The following is an 18,930-nucleotide window of genomic DNA, read 5'->3' on the forward strand; positions in this document are numbered from 1 at the left end:
AAATCAGGCAGCTTTCATCATGTTACGCAGAACGAACTGCAAGATGCCGCCGTTCTGGTAGTAGAGAACCTCGTTCTCGGTATCGATACGGCAGGTGGCGATGCACTCTTCGGTGCTGCCATCCTTGCGCGTGATGCGAACCGTGACATCCTGCTGCGGTTCAATACCGTCAGCGATGCCCAGAACATCAAAGGTTTCCGAGCCGTCCAGCTTGTAGGTCGCACGACCTTCACCGTCCTTAAACTGCAGCGGCAGAACGCCCATGCAGACTAGGTTGGTACGGTGGATACGCTCGAAGCTTTCCGCGAGAACAGCTTTGACGCCAAGCAGGTTGGTGCCTTTTGCTGCCCAGTCACGCGAAGAACCGGTGCCGTATTCCTTACCGGCCACGACGACCAACGGGGTGCCTTCGGCCTGATAACGCATTGCAACGTCATAGACCCAGCCCTGTTCGCCCGACGGATAATGAACCGAAACACCACCTTCGGTGCCCGGTGCCATTTCGTTACGGATACGAATGTTGGCAAAGGTACCGCGCATCATGACTTCGTGGTTACCACGACGTGCGCCATAGGAGTTGAAGTCACGAACTGCAACGCCGTTTGCCTTGAGGTATTCACCTGCCGGGCTTTCTTCCTTGATCGAACCGGCCGGGGAGATGTGGTCGGTGGTGACAGAGTCACCCAGGATCAGGAGCGGACGTGCACCATGGACTTCAGAGAAGTCACCCGGTTCTTTCGCCATGTTGACGAAGTAAGGCGGGTTCTGAACATAGGTGGACTTGCCATCCCATGCGAAGGTTTCGCCTTCGGTGACTTCGATTGCCTGCCACGGTTTCGGACCTGCAAAGATGTTGTCATAACGATCTTTGTACATCGCAGCCGAGATCGAGGACGCAATGGTGTCAGCGATCTCTTTGTTGGACGGCCAGATGTCTTTCATGAAGACGTCTTTGCCATCTTTGTCGGTGCCGATCGGATCCTTGTCGAGATCGATCTTCAGGTTACCGGCAAGTGCGTAGGCAACAACCAGCGGCGGGGAGGCAAGGTAGTTTGCCTTCACGTGCGGGCTGATACGGCCTTCGAAGTTACGGTTACCAGACAGAACAGCCGTGACCAGCATGTCCTTATCTTCGATGGCACCGGCAATCGGACCGGCCAGCGGGCCGGAGTTACCGATACAGGTGGTGCAACCGAAACCGGCAACGTTAAAGCCAAGCTGATCCAGGTAATCCTGAAGGCCGGCTTTTTCGAGATAGTCGGCAACAACCAGCGAGCCCGGTGCGAGCGAGGTTTTCACCCACGGCTTGCTCTGCAGGCCAAGTTCGACAGCTTTTTTCGCCAGAAGACCTGCTGCGATCAAAACGCTCGGGTTCGAGGTGTTGGTGCAAGAGGTGATCGCAGCGATCACGACGTTACCGTCTTTCATTTCGAAGTTTTCATTCGAAACCGGGACGGAGCGGTCGGTGTCAACACCCGGTGCCATTTCGGCAAAGGTTTTGTTGAAGCTCGAAACGGCGTCTTTAAGCGGAACACGGTCCTGCGGACGCTTCGGACCCGACAGGGCCGGCTCGACGGTCGAGATGTCAAGTTCAAGCGTTGCGGTGTATTCTGCTTCGAAGCCCGGCTCGCGCCACATGCCCTGTTCTTTGGCATATGCTTCAACCAGGGCAATCTGGTCTTCGTCACGGCCGGTCGAACGCATGTAGTTGAGCGTTTCGTCATCGATCGGGAAGAAGCCACAGGTCGCACCATATTCCGGTGCCATGTTACCGATGGTCGCACGGTCCGGCAGGCTCATGTGGTCAAGCGCATCGCCATAGAATTCGACGAATTTGCCGACAACGCCTTTTTCACGCAGCATCTGAACGACACGCAGAACAAGGTCAGTTGCGGTGATGCCTTCTTTCATGGAGCCGGTCAGTTTGAAGCCGACGACTTCCGGGATCAGCATCGAGATCGGCTGACCAAGCATCGCTGCTTCGGCTTCCAGACCGCCAACACCCCAACCCAGAACAGCAAGGCCGTTCACCATGGTGGTGTGGGAGTCGGTACCAACCAGCGTATCCGGATAGGCAACGGTTTTGCCGTCTGCGTCTTCGCCGGTCCAGACGACCTTTGCAAGATGCTCGACATTCACCTGGTGGCAGATACCTGCGCCCGGCGGAACAATGCGGAAGTTGTTGAAAGCGTTCTGGCCCCAACGCAGGAAGCCATAACGTTCGCCGTTACGTTCGAACTCGACTTCCATGTTTTTGTCGAGTGCGTCGTCGGTGCCGAAGAAGTCGATCATGACCGAGTGGTCAATGACGAGGTCAACCGGTGACAGCGGGTTCACCTTCTGAGCGTCGCCGCCCATGTTGACGACGGCATCGCGCATTGCGGCAAGGTCAACGACGGCGGGAACGCCGGTGAAGTCCTGCATCAGAACGCGGGCCGGACGATAGTTGATCTCGTGGCTGCTCTTGTGCTCTTTGAGCCAGTCAACAACAGCTTTGACATCGTCGGTTTTAACGGTGAAATCGTCTTCGTAACGCAGAAGGTTCTCAAGAACGACTTTCAGCGTGAAGGGAAGTTTTGAAACGTCGCCGAATTTCTCGGAAGCAACTTTGAGGCTGTAATAGTCGACGGACTTGTCCCCGACTTTCAGCGTGCGGCGCGTTTTCAGGTTGTCTTTGCCACAAATGGACATCAGACCCTCCTCAAGGTGGTTAAAAGGGCTTGTCGTGACAAGACACCCCGACCGTCGGAGCGCCGAGCGGTGGGCTATCTGTGTTGCGTGACGCGGGTCACGGCTACATATCTATGTGCAACGGGGTTACACCACAATTCCCTGCGAAAGTCCAGACCCCGAAAAGGGGTATTGGGGAAAACCCGTTGATCACAGCATATTGGCAAAGTCCAACAAGCGATAAAAAACCTCTAGTCGATATGTGCTGTGGCCTCCGGCCTTTCAATAGGATGGGGGTGGGCCGGAGTCTGTTTTTCCGTGACATGTTTATGATCGTAGATCGACAGCCTGTCGGGTGCTGTTGATTTGGCCGCCAGTTGCGCCGACTCCGCTATGGAGTCGGGGTGTCGCCCGGCGAAGTGTTCGCGCCGGGGCGGGATTGCCGGGTCACAGATTGTGCGGTGCATGATTGCGAATAATTTTTGCAATGCGGTGATTGTTGATGGTGCGAATTGGTCAGTTCGCCAGATAACGTTACGTAATCAAGGGTAGAATGGGTGGTGTTTTCTGCTCGCAAATAATTGTGCGGTGCGAATTTATAGAAAACTCCCAACCCCTTGAGAATCATTGCATTGACGCGATATGCTGAAATTGGTACTTAAATGCCTATTAAATGTGTCACGCCCGGTTTCCGTAAGGTCAGGGTCATAAAATAAACCGACACATCATCAGGGAAACTGAACAGCGGTTTGCAAATTTAGACGCGTGAGAACCCGAAATGCGGTTCTGCGGCATTTGTGGCCCAAGTCAGGGAGGAATGCGACGGCATGACGTCACAGAGTCCTATTCTACAGATTAGCGACGTGTCGCTTGTGTTTGGCGGTGTACGTGCGCTGAGTGATGTCAGCTTTTCCGTTCAGCCGGGCGAGCTTTTTTCGATTATCGGCCCGAATGGTGCCGGCAAGACATCCATGTTGAACTGCGTATCGGGGCGTTACACCCCGACCATGGGAACGGTGTCCTTTAAGGGGCAGGATGTTACGGGGCTCAAGCCCAATGATCGTGCTGAACTCGGCATTGGTCGCACATTCCAGAACCTTGCGCTTTTCGGGCACATGAATGTGCTTGATAACATCATGGTCGGCCGTCACCACCTGCTGAAGAACAACTTCCTTAATGGTCCGCTTTACTGGCTTGGCGGGGCGCAGAAGGAAGAGCTGGAACATCGCCGTTTCTGCGAAGACGTCATCGACTTCCTTGAAATTTCCCACATCCGCAAGGCAACGGCCGGCACGCTTTCCTATGGTTTGCGCAAACGTGTTGAACTGGCGCGCGCCGTGGCGCTGCGCCCGGATCTGATCCTGCTCGATGAGCCGATGGCGGGCATGAACCTCGAAGAAAAAGAGGACATGGCGCGCTTTATCATCGACCTCAATGAAGAGTGGGGCATGACTGTCGTGATGATCGAGCACGATATGGGGGTCGTGATGGACATCTCCAACCGGGTGATGGTTCTTGATTTCGGTCGCAAGATTGCCGAAGGCCTGCCCGATGAAGTGATGGCCAACAAGCATGTGAAGAAAGCCTATCTCGGCGAAGAAGACGACGAAACGGACGAAGACGAGCAGGTGGCCTAAGCATGAGCAGCAATATCCCGGAATATGCCGACACCAAGTCGCTGGATACTTTCCCGAAAGTGCTGGCCTACAACGCGCGCAACTGGCCCAAAGAAGTCGCCATGCGCGAAAAGGAATTCGGCATCTGGCAGGAATTCACCTGGCAGGATTATAACGACCGCGTCAAATGGATGACGCTTGGCATGCGCGCCCTTGGCCTTGGTCAGGGTGATGTTGTGGGCATCATCGGTGAAAACCGCCCGGAATGGGTCTGGGCCGAAATCGCCGCCCATGCGCTGCGCGGTATGTCGGTTGGTCTGTATCAGGACAGCCTGCACGAAGAAGTCGCCTATCTGATTACCTATTCAGGGGCGCGTATCCTGATCGCCGAAGATGAAGAACAGTGCGACAAGCTTATTGAGCTTGGTGATGATATCCCGACCGTCGAGCACATTGTTTATTGTGACCCGCGCGGGATGCGCAAATATGACGATCCGCGTCTGATGGATGTCGAAAAGCTTTATGAGCTTGGTCGCATATTCGAGGAACAGAACGCGGGGTCCTATGACCAGATGGTCGCCGATACCCGTGGCGATGAATGTGCCATTCTCTGCACCACGTCAGGGACGACGTCGAAGCCGAAAATGGCAATGCTTAATTCCGGTGATTTTCTTGATCACTGCGCAGCGTATCTTCGCGCTGACCCGAAATATCCCGGCGATAATTATGTCTCGGTCCTGCCGCTGCCATGGATCATGGAGCAGGTCTATGTCGTGGGTCAGTCGCTGATCAGCCGTCAGATCGTCAATTTCGTCGAAGAGCAGGAAACCATGATGGCCGACCTGCGCGAAATTGGTCCGAACTTCGTGCTGCTTGCGCCGCGCGTTTGGGAAACCATTGCGGCTGATGTTCGTGCCCGCATGATGGATTCCACGCCCTTCAAACAAAAGATGTTTGATTTCGGCATGGCATTGGCGCGTACCGCTATGGACAGCGGCGGTCATTCGAAAATGGCCGATGTGATCCTGATGAATGCGCTGAAAGACCGGCTTGGTTTTTCCAATTTGCGATCGGCTGCCACCGGTGGTGCGGCGATCGGACCGGAAACCTTCAAGTTCTTCCATGCGATGGGGGTTCCGCTGCGTCAGCTTTATGGTCAGACCGAGCTGTGTGGCGCCTATACCATTCATCAGCCCGAAGACATTGATTTCGATACGGTCGGTGTTGCGTTTGATAATTCCGAGATCAAGGTGATCAACACCGATGAAAATGGTGTCGGCGAGATTGTTGCACGTACGTCGGGCATGTTCACCGGCTATTACAAAAACCAGGACGCCTATGACGAGGATGTCAGAGACGGCTGGATGCATACGGGCGATGCCGGTTATTTCAAGGACGAGAACAAGCACCTTGTGGTGATCGACCGTATGAAGGATCTGGCGGAAACATCCACCGGTGTGCGCTATTCGCCGCAGTTTATCGAAAACAAACTGAAATTCTCGCCCTTCATTGCCGAGGCCGTGATCCTTGGCAAGGACCTGCCGTTCCTGTCGACCATGATCTGCATTCGGTATTCGATCATGGCGAAATGGGCCGAGCAGCGCGGCATTGCCTTTACCAACTATACCAACCTGTCAGCGCAGCCGCAGGTCTATGACATGATCACCGAGGAAATCCGCGAAGTGAACAAAACTCTTCCGGAAGCCCAGCGGATCAAGCGGTTCCTGTTGCTTTACAAGGAATTGGATGCCGATGACGGCGAACTGACCCGGACGCGCAAAGTGCGCCGTGGTGTGGTTGCCGAAAAATACGCCGACATCATTGATGCGGTTTATGCCGGCAATGACAAGGTTGATATCGACACCATGATCACCTTCCAGGACGGGTCGAAAACCCGCATCCAGACGAGTGTGAAGGTCGTCGATCTCGAAAATGACAAGGTCGCACAGACGGCCCCGAAAGCCGCCGAATAAGGCAGCAGCATAACTGTGGCCCCGGCCGGGAAACATCCGGCACGCGGGCCGCCATTACAGGGATGGCAACATGAATTTCGAACTTCTGTTCCAGCTTCTGCTGAACGGTTTGATTGTCGGGACACTTTATGGCGTTGTCGCCATGTGCTTTGTCCTGATCTACAAATCGACCCAGATCGTCAACTTTGCCCAGGGTGAGTTTCTGCTGATCGGGGCATGGGTGTGTTATGCATTCCTTGTCGAAATGCAAATGCCCTTCTGGCTGGGTTTCCTGTTTACCTTGCTGTTCATGATGGCGTTTGGCGTTGTCCTGCAAATGGTCGTGTTACGACCGATGATTGGCGAGCCGATCATTTCGGTCATCATGGTGACCATCGGGCTTTCAATCTTCTTCCAGGCGGCGACCAAATGGATCTTCGGGGCGACGACCGCAACCTATCCGCAGGTGTTTGAAACCCGATCGGTCAACCTTTTGGGGATGCAGATCGAGACGGCCTATATCATGAGCTTCGTGATCTCGTTGTTCATCATGGCCGGGTTCTATTGGTTCTTTAAATATTCCAAGCTTGGCCTGGCCATGCGCGCAACCGCCTTTGATCAGCAGGTTGCCCAAAGTCTTGGTATTTCCGTCAAAACCGTATTTGCGATGTCCTGGGCGATCTCGGCCCTTGTATCGGGTGTCGCAGGCATCGTGATCGGCATGGTCAATGGTGTGTCCTCGGCCCTGTCAGTGATCGGCATCAAGGTGTTCCCGGCGGTGATCCTGGGCGGGCTTGATTCGATTGTTGGCGCAATCGTCGGGGGCGTGATCATCGGTCTTCTGGAAAACACCGCAGAGTTTGTCGATGGCCAGTATCTGCACTGGGGCAACCTGTTCTCGATCGCGCCATTCTATGTGCTGATCATTATCCTGTGCATCAAGCCTTACGGCCTGTTTGGCACCAAAGACATCGAACGTATTTAGGGGACAAGGGAAAGAATTATGGCTGGATTTTCGCTTCGTCCTTGCGGTGACTTCCGTACGACCTATCGTCAGGATAACCGCATCTTTGATACGACATGTATCCGCAATGCTGCGATCCTTGGCATCTTTACCGTTGCCATGATCCCGTTTGTTCTGGATGGCTATTACGTCAACCTGTTCATTCAGATCTCGTATTTCGCGATTGCGGCATTGGGACTGAATATTCTGGTGGGCTTTACCGGGCAGATTTCGCTGGGCCATGCCGCGTTCTTTGGCTTTGGTGCTTTTGCCTCGGCCTGGATTAACAACACCACCGGCATTCCGGTTTTGCTGTCGATCCCGCTGGCCGGGTTGATGACAGCGGCTGTCGGAATGCTGTTTGGGTTGCCAGCCGCCCGCATCAAGGGGCTTTATCTGGCGATTGCCACATTGGCCGCCCAGTTCATTCTTGAAGATTTCTTTGCCCGTGCCGAGTGGTTTACCGGCGGTTCTTACGGTGCGGCAGCCAACCCGGTAAATGTGTTTGGTTATGAAATCTATGATGATTTCAGTTTCTTTTATGTGTGCCTGTTCTTCCTGGTGGTGATGTATCTACTGGGCACCAACCTGATGCGGACCCGTGATGGTCGTGCCTTTGTGGCGGTGCGTGACCATTACCTTTCGGCTGAAATCATGGGCATCAACCTCACGAAATATCGCCTGATGAGCTTTGCGATTTCGTCTTTCTATGCCGGTGTCGGCGGGGCGATGTATGGCCACTATCTTGGCTTTGTCTCGGCCGAGGGCTTTACCATTCTGCTGTCGATCCAGTTCCTAGGCATGATCATTATCGGGGGTCTTGGCTCGGTCAAAGGGACGCTGATGGGCACGGTGTTTATGGTGCTTCTGCCCGAAGTTATGGAAAGCGGTGTCAGCGCGCTTAGCGTATTCGAATGGGCCAGTTCAACGGCTGTGACTGACGGGCTGGCTTACATCAAGGAGATGGCAATTGGTCTGGCCATCATCCTTTTCCTGATCTTTGAACCGGATGGGCTTGCCCATCGCTGGCAGCAGATCAGGGCGTACTGGAAGCTTTATCCCTTCTCGTACTGATTAAAACCCCGAACCCGGCCCGCTTCTAAAAAACAAAAGGGCCGGGAATAAAACGGGGAGACTGGGAGGCTATCTTTGATGAAAACGTCCAAGGGAGACGTCGTTATGAAGAAATTGATTGCCGCAACCGCGATGGTTGCAACCGGACTGTCATTCTCGGCAGCGCAAGCAGATGACGATATGGTCTTTGTCGGCCATCTGATGGATATCACCGGCCCGACCGGCTTCATCGGCAAATTCTATGCCGATGGTGTGCGCGATGCCCTGTCATACATCAACACCCATGGCGGTATTGATGGCACGGTGATGGATTCAGAATCGATTGACTATGCCTATAAGGTTCCGCAAGCGATTGCCAACTACAAGAAATGGCGTTCGCGCAATGAGATGGTTGCAATGCAAGGCTGGGGTACGGGCGACACCGAAGCCCTGATCAGCTTTGTCGCCAAGGATAAAGTCCCGGTCTATTCCGCGTCCTATTCCGGTCATTTGACCGACCCGACCGGCAAAAACCCGAAAACCGCCAAGCCGGCACCTTATAACTTCTTCTATGGCGCATCCTATTCCGATGCATGTCGTGCGCTGGTTCAGTGGGCGGCTGAGGACTGGAAAGAGTCCGGTGGTTCCGGCAAGCCGATCTTCTCGCATATCGGCGATAACCACCCGTATCCAAACGCCCCGAAAGAAGCCTGCGCAGAATATGCCACCGAGCTTGGCTTTGAGGTGACCGCACCGGTCGTTGTTTCGATGAAGCCGGGTGACTTCAAGGCGCAGTGCCTGACCCTGAAAGAAGCCGGGACCAACTATGGTTACCTTGGCAACCTAGGCCCGTCGGTGGTGTCGCTGGTGAAGTCCTGCGACACGGTTGGTGCGACCCCGAAATGGCTCGCCAACATCTGGGCGGGTGACTACGAGACGCTGAAAACCATCGGCGACGTTGAAAACTACGTCTTCCCGGCGATGACAAGCTTCTGGACCGATGAAGGTGTTCCGGGCATGGATCTGGTGCGTGAAGTCTCGAAAATGTCGGACAGCTCCGGCGAAGAGTTCCGCACCCACCACTATATCCGTGGCATTTGCTCAGCCTACTACATGAAAGAAGCCATGGAATGGGCAAAGGCGAACGGCGGCATTACCGGTGAAAACATCAAGGCCGGCATGTATGCCCGCCAGAACTGGGTACCTGCTGGTCTGGAAGGCGTGTGCATGGAAGCAACCTGGACCGCCGAGGACCATCGCGGCATCAACACCGTCAACATCTATAACGGCAGCGCCAAAGGTGGCGATGCAACGGTCGAAAAAGTAACGACTGTAACGCTGCCGCGCCGCGACGACTGGCTTGGTTACTAAGACCATCCAGTAAGACGAATGTCTCCCAGACTGTTCGGAGGCCGGGCACAAGACGCAAGATGCCCTGTCTCCGGCAGCTGGAGATTATAAGACGAACATTCGAAAGGGACACCATGGCAGAGCCCGCCCGCAAAATAGAAACCGCCGAACCGATGCTGTCGGTCAATAACATCGAAGTCGTCTATGACGAGGTGATTCTGGTCCTGCGTGGCGTCTCGCTTGAGGTTCCGCAAGGCAAGATCGTGACCTTGCTCGGCCCGAACGGTGCTGGCAAATCCACGACGCTAAAAGCGATTTCGGGTTTGCTGAAAACCGAAGACGGCGAAGTCACCCGCGGTGACATCAATTTCATGGGCAACCAGATTGCCAATGGCAGCCCCGAGGATATCGTGCGCTCCGGCCTGTTTCAGGTCATGGAAGGTCGCCGTATCATCGAGGACATGACCTGTATCGAAAACCTGCGTCTGGGGGCCTATACGCGTAAGGACAACAAGGTCAAAGACGATATCGAGATGGTCTTTGAATATTTCCCGCGCCTTAAGGAACGTACCGGTCTTGCCGGCTACCTTTCAGGTGGTGAGCAGCAGATGCTCGCCATTGGTCGTGCATTGATGGCGCGTCCCAAGATGATCCTGCTGGATGAACCGTCGATGGGCCTGTCGCCGCTTTTGGTCAAGGAAGTGTTCGGGATCATTGAAAAGATCAATCGCGAACAGGGCATCACCATGCTCATCGTTGAACAGAACGCCAACTTTGCGCTGAAAGTTGCCGACTATGGTTACATCATGGAAAGCGGTAAGGTTGTTCTGGATGGGACCCGTGACGAGCTTCTCAATAACGAGGACGTCAAGGAGTTCTATCTGGGCGGTGGTTCTGAAGAACGCAAAAGCTTCAAGAACATCAAGTCCTACAAACGCCGTAAACGTTGGCTTTAGGGTGAATACGCCAACCACATCCATGTCTGTGGTTGGCGCCTTTGAATGAAAGACGGGTATGATGCTTAAGACTTATTTTGATGAACGCGAAACGCGCAGCCAGGAAAGCCGCGAGGCCGGTTTGATGGCCGCCTTGCCGCGTATTTTGCATCATGCCAAATCAAAATCGGCGGCCTATGGTCGGTTGCTTGCCGATGTCGATCCGCAGACCATCACCACCCGCGAAGCACTTGCAAAACTGCCGGTGACGCGAAAATCCGATCTGATCGATGCGCAGGCCAAGGAACCGCCATTGGCCGGCCTGAACGCAACGCCGATCCCGGCGATGGCGCGCCTGTTTCAAAGCCCCGGTCCGATTTATGATCCGCAGGGCAAGGGCGATGACTGGTGGCGGATGGGCCGCGCGTTCTTTGCTGCGGGCTTCCGCCCGGGCGATATCGTGCATAACTGCCTGTCCTATCACCTGACGCCGGGTGGCTTTATCTTTGACAATGGCGCGCGCGCTTGCGGCTGCGTTGTGGTTCCGGCCGGGGTTGGACAAAGCGAAGCCCAGGTCAAGGCGATCAGCGACCTGAAACCGGCGGGCTATAGCGGGACACCTTCTTTCCTCAAAATCCTTATCGAAAAGGCCGAAGAACTCGGTGCTGATATCTCGTCGATCAAACGCGCACTGGTATCGGGCGAGGCGCTGCCGGAAAGTCTGCGTTCCTGGTTTGCCGAGCGCGATATTGCCATGCTGCAATGCTATGCCAGTGCCGACCTTGGCCTGATTGCCTATGAAAGTGACGCCAAGAATGGGATGATTGTTGCCGAAGACATCATTCTTGAAATCGTCCGTCCGGGCACTGGTGAGCCGGTGGCAGAAGGCGAGGTCGGTGAAGTCGTCGTCACCACATTGAATATGGACTATCCCCTGATCCGCTTTGCGACCGGCGATCTTTCGGCGATTGCACCGGGCCAAAGTGCCTGCGGGCGCACCAACCACCTCATCAAGGGCTGGATGGGGCGCGCGGATCAAACCACCAAGATCAAGGGCATGTTTGTTCATCCGCAACAGGTTGCTGAAATCGTCAAACGCCACGACGGGATCACCAAGGCCCGCCTTGTGGTCACGCGCGAAAACGACAATGACGTCATGACGCTCAGCTGCGAGGGCGTTGATGCCAGCCAGATCGATGCGATTTCCGAGACACTTGCCAGTGTTTGCAAGCTGCGCGGTACGGTTGTGGCGGCCGAAACCGGCAACCTGCCCAATGACGGCAAGGTGATTGATGATCAGCGCGATCATGGCTGATTAAGTTAACTGACTTAATGTTTCATTCCCGCTCGGGAAACCTGTGCCGCTCGGCTTTGCCGGCGGCACTTTTTTATGTCTTACATCAGGCTGGCGGCCTGTAGCGCCAGGCCACCGGCCAGCAATGCACCAGCACTGGCAACAATCACGTTTTTAAGCGACAGGACTGACCCGCCACCATGATCATGATGGTGATGTTCGTGATCGTGTCCGCCGTGATCATGCCCGCCATGCGCATGGGCGCTGTTTTCGGCCTTCTGGCCTTCGCGCCTTAGCCACAGCAGAACGCCAACCAGGCCAAAGGCCGCGATATTGAGAAACAGCGTGTAGTTCACGCCAAACGCACTGACTTCGGCGATGTCGCGGCTGCTTTCGGGCAGGGCGCCCAACGCAACAAAGACGTAGTGCAGGACAAGGGCGGTGGCGACGATGCTGGCATACATGATGCCTGCAATATAAAGCGCGGTCTTCCAGCCATAATAACGTGCATTAACCTTGACCAGCGGCGGCACCATCAGGTCGGAATAGATAAAGCCCATAATCCCGGCAAAGCTGACACCCCCGGCACTCAGAACCGTGGCCAACGGGATATTCCCCATCGACCCGATAAAGGTCGCCGCGGCCACAAACGGGGCAATCAGCGCGTTTTCCAGAACGGTCAGGAACGGCAAGTCTGCGGCATTTCCGGTGCCATCCCCTGCAAGGAACAAGGTCTGCCAGAATTCGGCGGGGACAAAGACGGCAATAAAGCCGGCAATGGTGAAACCAATCAGGATTTCACGCCAGACCATCTGCCATTCCATGACAAAGCGGTTGCCGACCTGCTGCCAGCCTTCCCTGGATTTGATGCGTTGTTTCCAGTCGAAATCATCTTCTTCGCTGCCGGTTTCTTCGTCGGCGTGCTGTTTGGCAGCGTCGATCATGTCTTTGGGATATGTGACACGGATCAGAACAGCAGAAATGGCGATCATCAGGATGCCGCCAATGATTTCGGCGGCCAGAAACTGCCAGCCCAGAAACAGGAAGATCAGAACGCCAAGCTCAATAACCAGGTTGGTCGAGGCAAACATGAAGGCGACCGTGGCGATAAAATGCGCGCCTTTCTGAAACAGGGAGCGTGCTGCTGAAAGGGCTGCGAACGAGCAGGAACTTGATATCGCACCGAAAAGACCGGCAAGCGACACACTGCCAATCCCGGCATCCCCCATATGGGCGGTCAGGCGTTGTTTGGGCACGAAAACCTGAATGGCCGCACTGATCGCGTAGCCCAGAACAAACGCCCAAAGCGCGTTCCAGAAGAAGCCAAGTGCTGTGATCACGCCGTTCGAATACTGATCAAGGAAATCCATCGGTGGCCTTCCTGCGTCTATAAATGTCGGGATAGTGATCAAACGTCTGCAAACGAGAAGAGTTCCAATATTGGCAGGCAGCGACATCCATGTATGTTTGCTTAGTGACAGGTCTTTTATCTGGACACGTTAGAAAGATCGTCGCTCTATACCCGGACTGCGGGTAGTAACAAGCAGCGTGTGACAGCCAAAAGGAGTGGCTCGAATGAGTGATAAAACAACCTGTGTTCGGGCCCCGGAAATCAGTGAAGACGGCTATGCCAGTCTGGCGCCCTCTGTTCATCGGGCATCGACCATCGTGTTTCCCGATAGTGCGGCCTATGCCAATCGGGCCGAGCGCGGGGCAGACGGCTATAGCTATGGGTTAAGTGGCACGCCGACCACGCGAAAGCTGCAAGCCGCAATCAATCAACTCCATACGGCACAGGGTACCTTGTTACTGCCATCCGGGCAGGCCGCAATCATGCTGGTCTTCGTGTCGGTTTTAAAGCCCGGCGACACTGTCCTGATCCCTGACTGTGCCTATCCTCCGGTGCGGTCCTTCTGTGAGAACTTTCTGACACCTCGGGGCATACATCACCGTGTTTACAATCCGCGCGCATCAATTGAAGAAATAGCGGCGTTGTTTGACGAAACCGTGCGCCTGTTCTGGGTCGAGACACCTGGCTCAACCACCATGGAAATGAGCGATGTTTCAGCACTTGTTGCCAAGGCGCATGCCAGTGACATTTTGGTCGGTTGTGACAACACTTGGGCGACGCCGCTTAACTTCAAGCCGGTTTCGGTCGGCGTTGATTTCGTGGTTGAGGCACTTACCAAATATCCGGGCGGTCATTCCGACGTTTTGATGGGATCGGTTTCTGTTCGCAATCGCGATTGGTTTCTATCACTGAAAACAATGATGAGCATGATGGGGCTGGGGGTGTCGCCCGACGATTGCGCGCTTGTCTTGCGTGGTCTTGAAACCATGCCATTGCGCTTGCGTCATGCGGAAAAGACCGCCCTGGAGTTTGCACAACTGATGTGTGACCGAATATCGCCTGATCTGGTGCTGCATCCCGCCTTGCCGCATGATCCGGGGCACGTAATTTGGAAACGTGACTTTTCCGGTGCCAGTGGCGTGTTCAGCATCGTCATCCCGGACGACAAGGTATCAGTAGTGACTGCGGCGATCGATTGTGCCAAAACCTTCTCGATCGGGGCGTCGTGGGGCGGCACGCATAGTTTGCTGGCACCGATGACGGTTGCAGCAGATAGAACCTACCCATGGCCCGGCAATACCAATCTGATCTTGCGGATCAGTATTGGTTTGGAAGATCCCGATGAATTGTGGCGGGATCTGCTGCCGATTGTTGATGCGATTGCATCTTAGGATTTTGATTGTGGTTGTTCACGATGGGACCATCGTGACCGGATGACACTGGGGAAATAATGGCAAGGACTGGCAAGACTTTTGCCGTATCCATGATCACGATTTGTCAGTTGATGGCGCTTGCCTTGTGGTTTTCCGCAACGGCTGTACTGCCGCAATTGCGCAGCGAGTTTGGTATCGGGGCTTTGCAGTCGTCGCTGTTTACAAGCTCGGTCTTGCTGGGCTTTGTTCTGGGAACTGTGATCAGTGCAACCCTTGGTCTGGCAGATCGCATTGAACCGCGGCGTTACTGGGCGGCGTCGGCGATCATCGCCGCGACGGCCAATATCCTGATCCTTGTGGTCCCGGTCGACGGCATTGTCGTGATTTTTCTGCGCCTGATCACGGGCGTCTGCATGGCGGGGATTTATCCCATCGGCATGAAAATGGTGGCGACCTGGTCACGCGGCGATACCGGATTTCTGGTCGGGCTTCTGGTGGGCGCACTGACCATGGGGTCGGCCATGCCACATCTGTTTGCTGTGGCCGTGCCCCTTGATTGGCGCTACGTGATCATTACCGCCAGTGTCACAGCCTATATCGCAGCCATTGCCATCTTGCTCGTGCATCTGGGCGGCACACCGGGACGATCGCCACGCTTTGATCCGAAAATGGTGGGCAAGATCTGGTCGAACAAGGCGCTGCGTCACGCGTGCTATGGCTATTTCGGCCATATGTGGGAGCTTTACGCCATGTGGGGCTGGATCGGTTTGTTCCTGTATGGCGCCTTTTCTGATCGCCTGGTTGATAATCCCGGTGTCTGGTCGGCACTTTCGACCTTTGCCATTGTCGGTGTCGGGGCGTTCGGGTCTTTGGCGGGTGGCTATTATGCGGACCGGATCGGGCGCACCACAGTGACGATTGCGGCCATGGTTGTCAGTGGGGCCTGTGCGCTAATTGCCGGTAGCTTGGCGGATGCACCGTTTGTCATGCTTCTGGTGATTTGTATTGTCTGGGGAATTTCGGTTGTCGCAGACTCTGCGCAGTTTTCGTCCTGCGTGATTGAACTGGCCGATCCGCATCAGGTCGGCACGGCATTGACCCTGCAAAATGCCATCGGATTCCTGATTGCGCTTGTTTCGATCCATCTTGTGCCGGTGATTGCCGATCATACCGGTTGGTGGGGGGCGTTTGCCATGCTGGCGGTTGGGCCGGTCATGGGGACAATTGCCATGATCCGGCTGCGCATGATGCCAGAAGCCATACAGCTCGCCGGTGGCAAAAAGTGACTTTTTGACTGCGCCCGGTTGTAATTTCAGGTGATCGTCTTCACTTGACAGCTGCAAGGTAAAAAGCTGCGCTGTTTGGGTTTTCTTGACCATTATCTATACTAATATTAACTTCTCGCGGAATTTTCTTGCTGCCTCGCGTTGGGGGCGATGTGGCGAATATCCAAAAATAAGGGTCTTTCATGAGTCTCACCCTCATTGTTTTGCTTCCCTTCATTGGGGCGGTCTTACCCGCCATAATGATCAGGGCCGGGCGCAACGCATGTGCGACAGCGACCGGTTCTGTCACGTTACTCGCCCTGATCCTGCTGATGGCAAAGGCCCCGGCGGTCATTGCCGGCGAGGTTTTTCAGGTCAGTTATAATTGGCTGCCGGAACTGGGTCTGAATGTGACCTTCTTCCTTGATGGGCTGGGTTTGCTGTTTGCGACCCTGATCCTTGGCATCGGCTTGCTGATTATCATTTATGCGCGGTTCTATCTTTCCAAGGACGATCCGATGGGCAGGTTCTATGTGTTCCTGCTTCTGTTCCAGGGGGCCATGGTCGGCATCGTTCTGTCTGATAACATCCTGCTGCTGCTGATTTTCTGGGAACTGACGTCGCTGTCCTCGTTCCTTCTGATCGGCTATTGGAAACATCTTCCGGCTGGTCGTCAGGGCGCGCGCATGGCGCTTGCCGTCACAGGGGCAGGTGGTCTGGCGATGATTGCCGGGATGCTGATCCTTGGCGATATTGTCGGGTCGTATGATCTGACCGTCATCCTGCAGAACGCCGATCTGATCCAGGCATCGCCGATGTATCTGCCGGCCTTGATCCTGATCCTGCTGGGCTGCTTTACCAAATCCGCGCAGTTCCCGTTCCATTTCTGGCTGCCGCATGCCATGGCGGCCCCGACACCGGTTTCGGCTTATCTGCACTCGGCCACAATGGTGAAGGCGGGCATCTTCCTGATGGCCCGCATGTGGCCGGTTCTTTCGGGCACGCCGGAATGGTTCTATATCGTTGCGACGGCCGGTCTGGTGACAATGGTGCTGGGCGCATGGATTGCGATCTTCAAGCATGACCTTAAGGGGCTTCTGGCCTTCTCAACGGTCAGTCATCTTGGTCTTGTGACCATGCTGCTTGGTTTTGGAACGCCGATGGCTGCGGTTGCCGGTGTCTTCCACATCATTAACCATGCGACCTTCAAGGCGGCCCTGTTCATGACGGCCGGTATCATTGATCATGAAACCGGGACCCGTGATATTCGCCGCTTTGGCGGTTTGTTGAACCTGATGCCGATTGCCGGCACCATCGGGATCATCACTGCGGCCTCGATGGCCGGTGTCATTCCGTTCAACGGGTTCATTTCCAAGGAAATGATGCTTGAAGAAGCATGGCACACCATGTGGTTCGATCAAAACTGGGTCGTGCCGCTTCTGGCAACTGTTGGTGCCCTGTTCTCGGTTGCCTATTCTTTCCGGTTTATCTTCCATGTCTGGCTGGGCAAGCCGCGCGATGAAAACCTTCCGCATCATCCGCATGACCCACCGTTTGGCATGTGGGCACCGCCCGCGCTTTTGACGATCCTGGTGGTTCTGATCGGTCTGTTCCCGGCAACCATCGCAGGGCCGCTGGTGGCGGCGACTGCGGGTGCTGTTACCGGGGATGAGTTGCCGGAATATCATCTGTCACTTTGGCATGGCCTGACACCGGCGCTTGGCATGAGTGTGATTGCGCTGATTGGTGGTTCGCTGTTGCTGATGCGCCATGGTGGCCTGATGTCGGCAACCGCCAACCTGTCGCGTCCGGATGCCAAGGCAATGTTTGATTGCGCGATTGCCAAATCCGTCGCAGTAAGCCGACTGGTTTCGGACAATCTGCATAACGGATCGCTGCAGCGCTATCTTGCGATCATGGTGATCGGTTCGATTGGCATCGGGCTTTCGGGCTTCTTTGCCAAGCCGGACTTCCAGTCGGGCACGCGTGAACTTCTTGAAGTTTCCCCACCGGCGGCGATTGGCTGGCTGTTGCTGGTCGTGACTTGTGTTGCGGCGGTCTTCATGCATCACAACCGTTTGCTGACCTTGCTTCTGGTCGGTGTGGTTGGCCTGATCGTATCGCTTGGCTTTATCTATCTTTCCGCACCGGACCTTGCGCTGACGCAGATTTCGGTCGAGGTGGTCACGGTCATTCTGATGCTGCTGGCCCTTAACATCCTGCCAAAGGAAACGCCGAAGGAAAGCCTGCCGGGGCGCAAAATGCGCGACGGTATTGTTTCGATTGCGGCTGGTCTTGGTATTGGCGGGGCGATCTGGGCGATCATGACACGTGATCTGCCCAACACGATCTCGTCCTATCATCTGGCGAATTCAAAGACCGAAGGCGGCGGGACCAACGTTGTGAACGTCATCCTCGTTGACTTCCGTGGCTTTGATACCTTTGGCGAGATCATCGTTCTGGGGATCGCAGCGCTTTCGATCTTTGCGCTGGTTGAAACGGTCACCAAGGGCGATGCCGCACGGCGTCTGGCCGATTGGGTGGTCGAACGTCGCCGGTCGCCGAACCGCCATCCGATGATGATGGTTGTTGCGACCCGCGTGATGTTGCCGCTTTCACTGATGGTGGGGGTTTACATCTTCCTGCGGGGGCATAACGAGCCGGGCGGTGGCTTTATCGCCGGTCTGGTCGTGTCTGTGGCGCTCATCATGCAGTATATGGCATCTGGCTTTGGCTGGGCCCAGAACCGCATGAAGGTGCATTACCATGGCATGATCGGCCTTGGTGTGATTGCTGCAGCCATCACCGGGGCATCAGCCTGGGTTGCGGGGCTTCCGTTCCTGACCAGTGGCTTTACCCATGTTCATCTGCCGATTGTTGGCGAGTTTGAACTGGCATCTGCCATGGGCTTTGACCTTGGTGTGTTCCTGACCGTGGTCGGGGCTGTGATGCTGGCACTGGCCAAGCTTTCACAGATCGAACGCATGGCAGAACATGTCGACATAAATGCCGAGCCGATGGATCACGATCCGTCTGCACCGGTGGCAACGCCGGAAAAGGAGGCCTGA

The 18,930-nt window shown here is 55.2% G+C and carries 12 protein-coding genes; 10 read left to right on the forward strand and 2 right to left on the reverse strand.

The genetic code is table 11. From position 1 onward, the window contains the following. Positions 1-3: 3 nt before the first annotated feature. Positions 4-2,691, reverse strand: a complete 2,688-nt coding sequence (gene acnA, locus ACXAIA_RS11450; RefSeq protein ID WP_475349442.1) for an aconitate hydratase AcnA — start codon at positions 2,689-2,691, stop codon at positions 4-6. An 806-nt stretch (positions 2,692-3,497) separates the two neighbouring features. On the opposite strand from acnA, the gene ACXAIA_RS11455 reads away from it, so the two are divergent. The 7 genes from ACXAIA_RS11455 (at position 3,498) to ACXAIA_RS11485 (ending at position 11,894) form a co-directional block, all read left to right on the forward strand. Next, the gene (locus ACXAIA_RS11455; protein ID WP_064787476.1) at positions 3,498-4,307 is read left to right on the forward strand and encodes an ABC transporter ATP-binding protein; all 810 of its coding nucleotides are present in this window, start codon (positions 3,498-3,500) and stop codon (positions 4,305-4,307) included. Between the two features lie 2 nt (positions 4,308-4,309). After that, the gene (locus ACXAIA_RS11460; protein WP_475349443.1) at positions 4,310-6,259 is read left to right on the forward strand and encodes an AMP-binding protein; all 1,950 of its coding nucleotides are present in this window, start codon (positions 4,310-4,312) and stop codon (positions 6,257-6,259) included. A 70-nt stretch (positions 6,260-6,329) separates the two neighbouring features. Then, the gene (locus ACXAIA_RS11465) at positions 6,330-7,223 is read left to right on the forward strand and encodes a branched-chain amino acid ABC transporter permease (RefSeq protein WP_044827699.1); all 894 of its coding nucleotides are present in this window, start codon (positions 6,330-6,332) and stop codon (positions 7,221-7,223) included. Between the two features lie 18 nt (positions 7,224-7,241). Continuing rightward, positions 7,242-8,315: a branched-chain amino acid ABC transporter permease gene (locus tag ACXAIA_RS11470; RefSeq protein ID WP_475349444.1), complete on the forward strand. Its 1,074-nt coding sequence runs from the start codon at positions 7,242-7,244 to the stop codon at positions 8,313-8,315. A gap of 105 nt (positions 8,316-8,420) precedes the next feature. Further along, positions 8,421-9,665 carry an ABC transporter substrate-binding protein gene (locus ACXAIA_RS11475; protein ID WP_288349334.1) on the forward strand — a complete coding sequence of 415 codons (1,245 nt, stop codon included), beginning with the start codon at positions 8,421-8,423 and terminating at the stop codon, positions 9,663-9,665. Between the two features lie 152 nt (positions 9,666-9,817). Continuing rightward, positions 9,818-10,600: an ATP-binding cassette domain-containing protein gene (locus ACXAIA_RS11480; RefSeq protein ID WP_064788239.1), complete on the forward strand. Its 783-nt coding sequence runs from the start codon at positions 9,818-9,820 to the stop codon at positions 10,598-10,600. Positions 10,601-10,658: 58 nt separating this feature from the next. Further along, entirely contained in the window at positions 10,659-11,894 is a 1,236-nt protein-coding gene (locus ACXAIA_RS11485; RefSeq protein WP_475349445.1) for a phenylacetate--CoA ligase family protein, read from the forward strand. A gap of 80 nt (positions 11,895-11,974) precedes the next feature. On the opposite strand, the gene ACXAIA_RS11490 is transcribed toward ACXAIA_RS11485, so the two are convergent. After that, positions 11,975-13,243: a permease gene (locus ACXAIA_RS11490; protein ID WP_475349446.1), complete on the reverse strand. Its 1,269-nt coding sequence runs from the start codon at positions 13,241-13,243 to the stop codon at positions 11,975-11,977. A 205-nt stretch (positions 13,244-13,448) separates the two neighbouring features. Here ACXAIA_RS11490 and ACXAIA_RS11495 point away from each other — a divergent pair, with 205 nt between their 5' ends. The 3 genes from ACXAIA_RS11495 to ACXAIA_RS11505 all read left to right on the forward strand — a co-directional run bounded on the left by ACXAIA_RS11495 (position 13,449) and on the right by ACXAIA_RS11505 (position 18,930). Next, entirely contained in the window at positions 13,449-14,615 is a 1,167-nt protein-coding gene (locus ACXAIA_RS11495) for a trans-sulfuration enzyme family protein (protein ID WP_475349447.1), read from the forward strand. Between the two features lie 59 nt (positions 14,616-14,674). Beyond that, entirely contained in the window at positions 14,675-15,883 is a 1,209-nt protein-coding gene (locus ACXAIA_RS11500) for an MFS transporter (RefSeq protein ID WP_475349448.1), read from the forward strand. 182 nt (positions 15,884-16,065) lie between these two features. After that, on the forward strand, positions 16,066-18,930 hold the full coding sequence (locus tag ACXAIA_RS11505) for a monovalent cation/H+ antiporter subunit A (RefSeq protein ID WP_475349449.1): 2,865 nt from the start codon (positions 16,066-16,068) through the stop codon (positions 18,928-18,930).

This window comes from Thalassospira sp. ABL2_045, assembly GCF_056161285.1.

Bases quoted from the DNA above. Each gene is read 5' to 3' on its own strand.
- ACXAIA_RS11460 (WP_475349443.1), top strand. From the start codon at position 4,310: ATGAGCAGCAATATCCCGGAATATGCCGACACCAAGTCGCTGGATACT.
- ACXAIA_RS11465 (WP_044827699.1), top strand. From the start codon at position 6,330: ATGAATTTCGAACTTCTGTTCCAGCTTCTGCTGAACGGTTTGATTGTC.
- ACXAIA_RS11455 (WP_064787476.1), top strand. From the start codon at position 3,498: ATGACGTCACAGAGTCCTATTCTACAGATTAGCGACGTGTCGCTTGTG.
- ACXAIA_RS11500 (WP_475349448.1), top strand. From the start codon at position 14,675: ATGGCAAGGACTGGCAAGACTTTTGCCGTATCCATGATCACGATTTGT.
- ACXAIA_RS11495 (WP_475349447.1), top strand. From the start codon at position 13,449: ATGAGTGATAAAACAACCTGTGTTCGGGCCCCGGAAATCAGTGAAGAC.
- ACXAIA_RS11490 (WP_475349446.1), bottom strand. From the start codon at position 13,243: ATGGATTTCCTTGATCAGTATTCGAACGGCGTGATCACAGCACTTGGC.
- ACXAIA_RS11475 (WP_288349334.1), top strand. From the start codon at position 8,421: ATGAAGAAATTGATTGCCGCAACCGCGATGGTTGCAACCGGACTGTCA.
- ACXAIA_RS11485 (WP_475349445.1), top strand. From the start codon at position 10,659: ATGATGCTTAAGACTTATTTTGATGAACGCGAAACGCGCAGCCAGGAA.
- ACXAIA_RS11470 (WP_475349444.1), top strand. From the start codon at position 7,242: ATGGCTGGATTTTCGCTTCGTCCTTGCGGTGACTTCCGTACGACCTAT.
- acnA (WP_475349442.1), bottom strand. From the start codon at position 2,691: ATGTCCATTTGTGGCAAAGACAACCTGAAAACGCGCCGCACGCTGAAA.
- ACXAIA_RS11505 (WP_475349449.1), top strand. From the start codon at position 16,066: ATGAGTCTCACCCTCATTGTTTTGCTTCCCTTCATTGGGGCGGTCTTA.
- ACXAIA_RS11480 (WP_064788239.1), top strand. From the start codon at position 9,818: ATGCTGTCGGTCAATAACATCGAAGTCGTCTATGACGAGGTGATTCTG.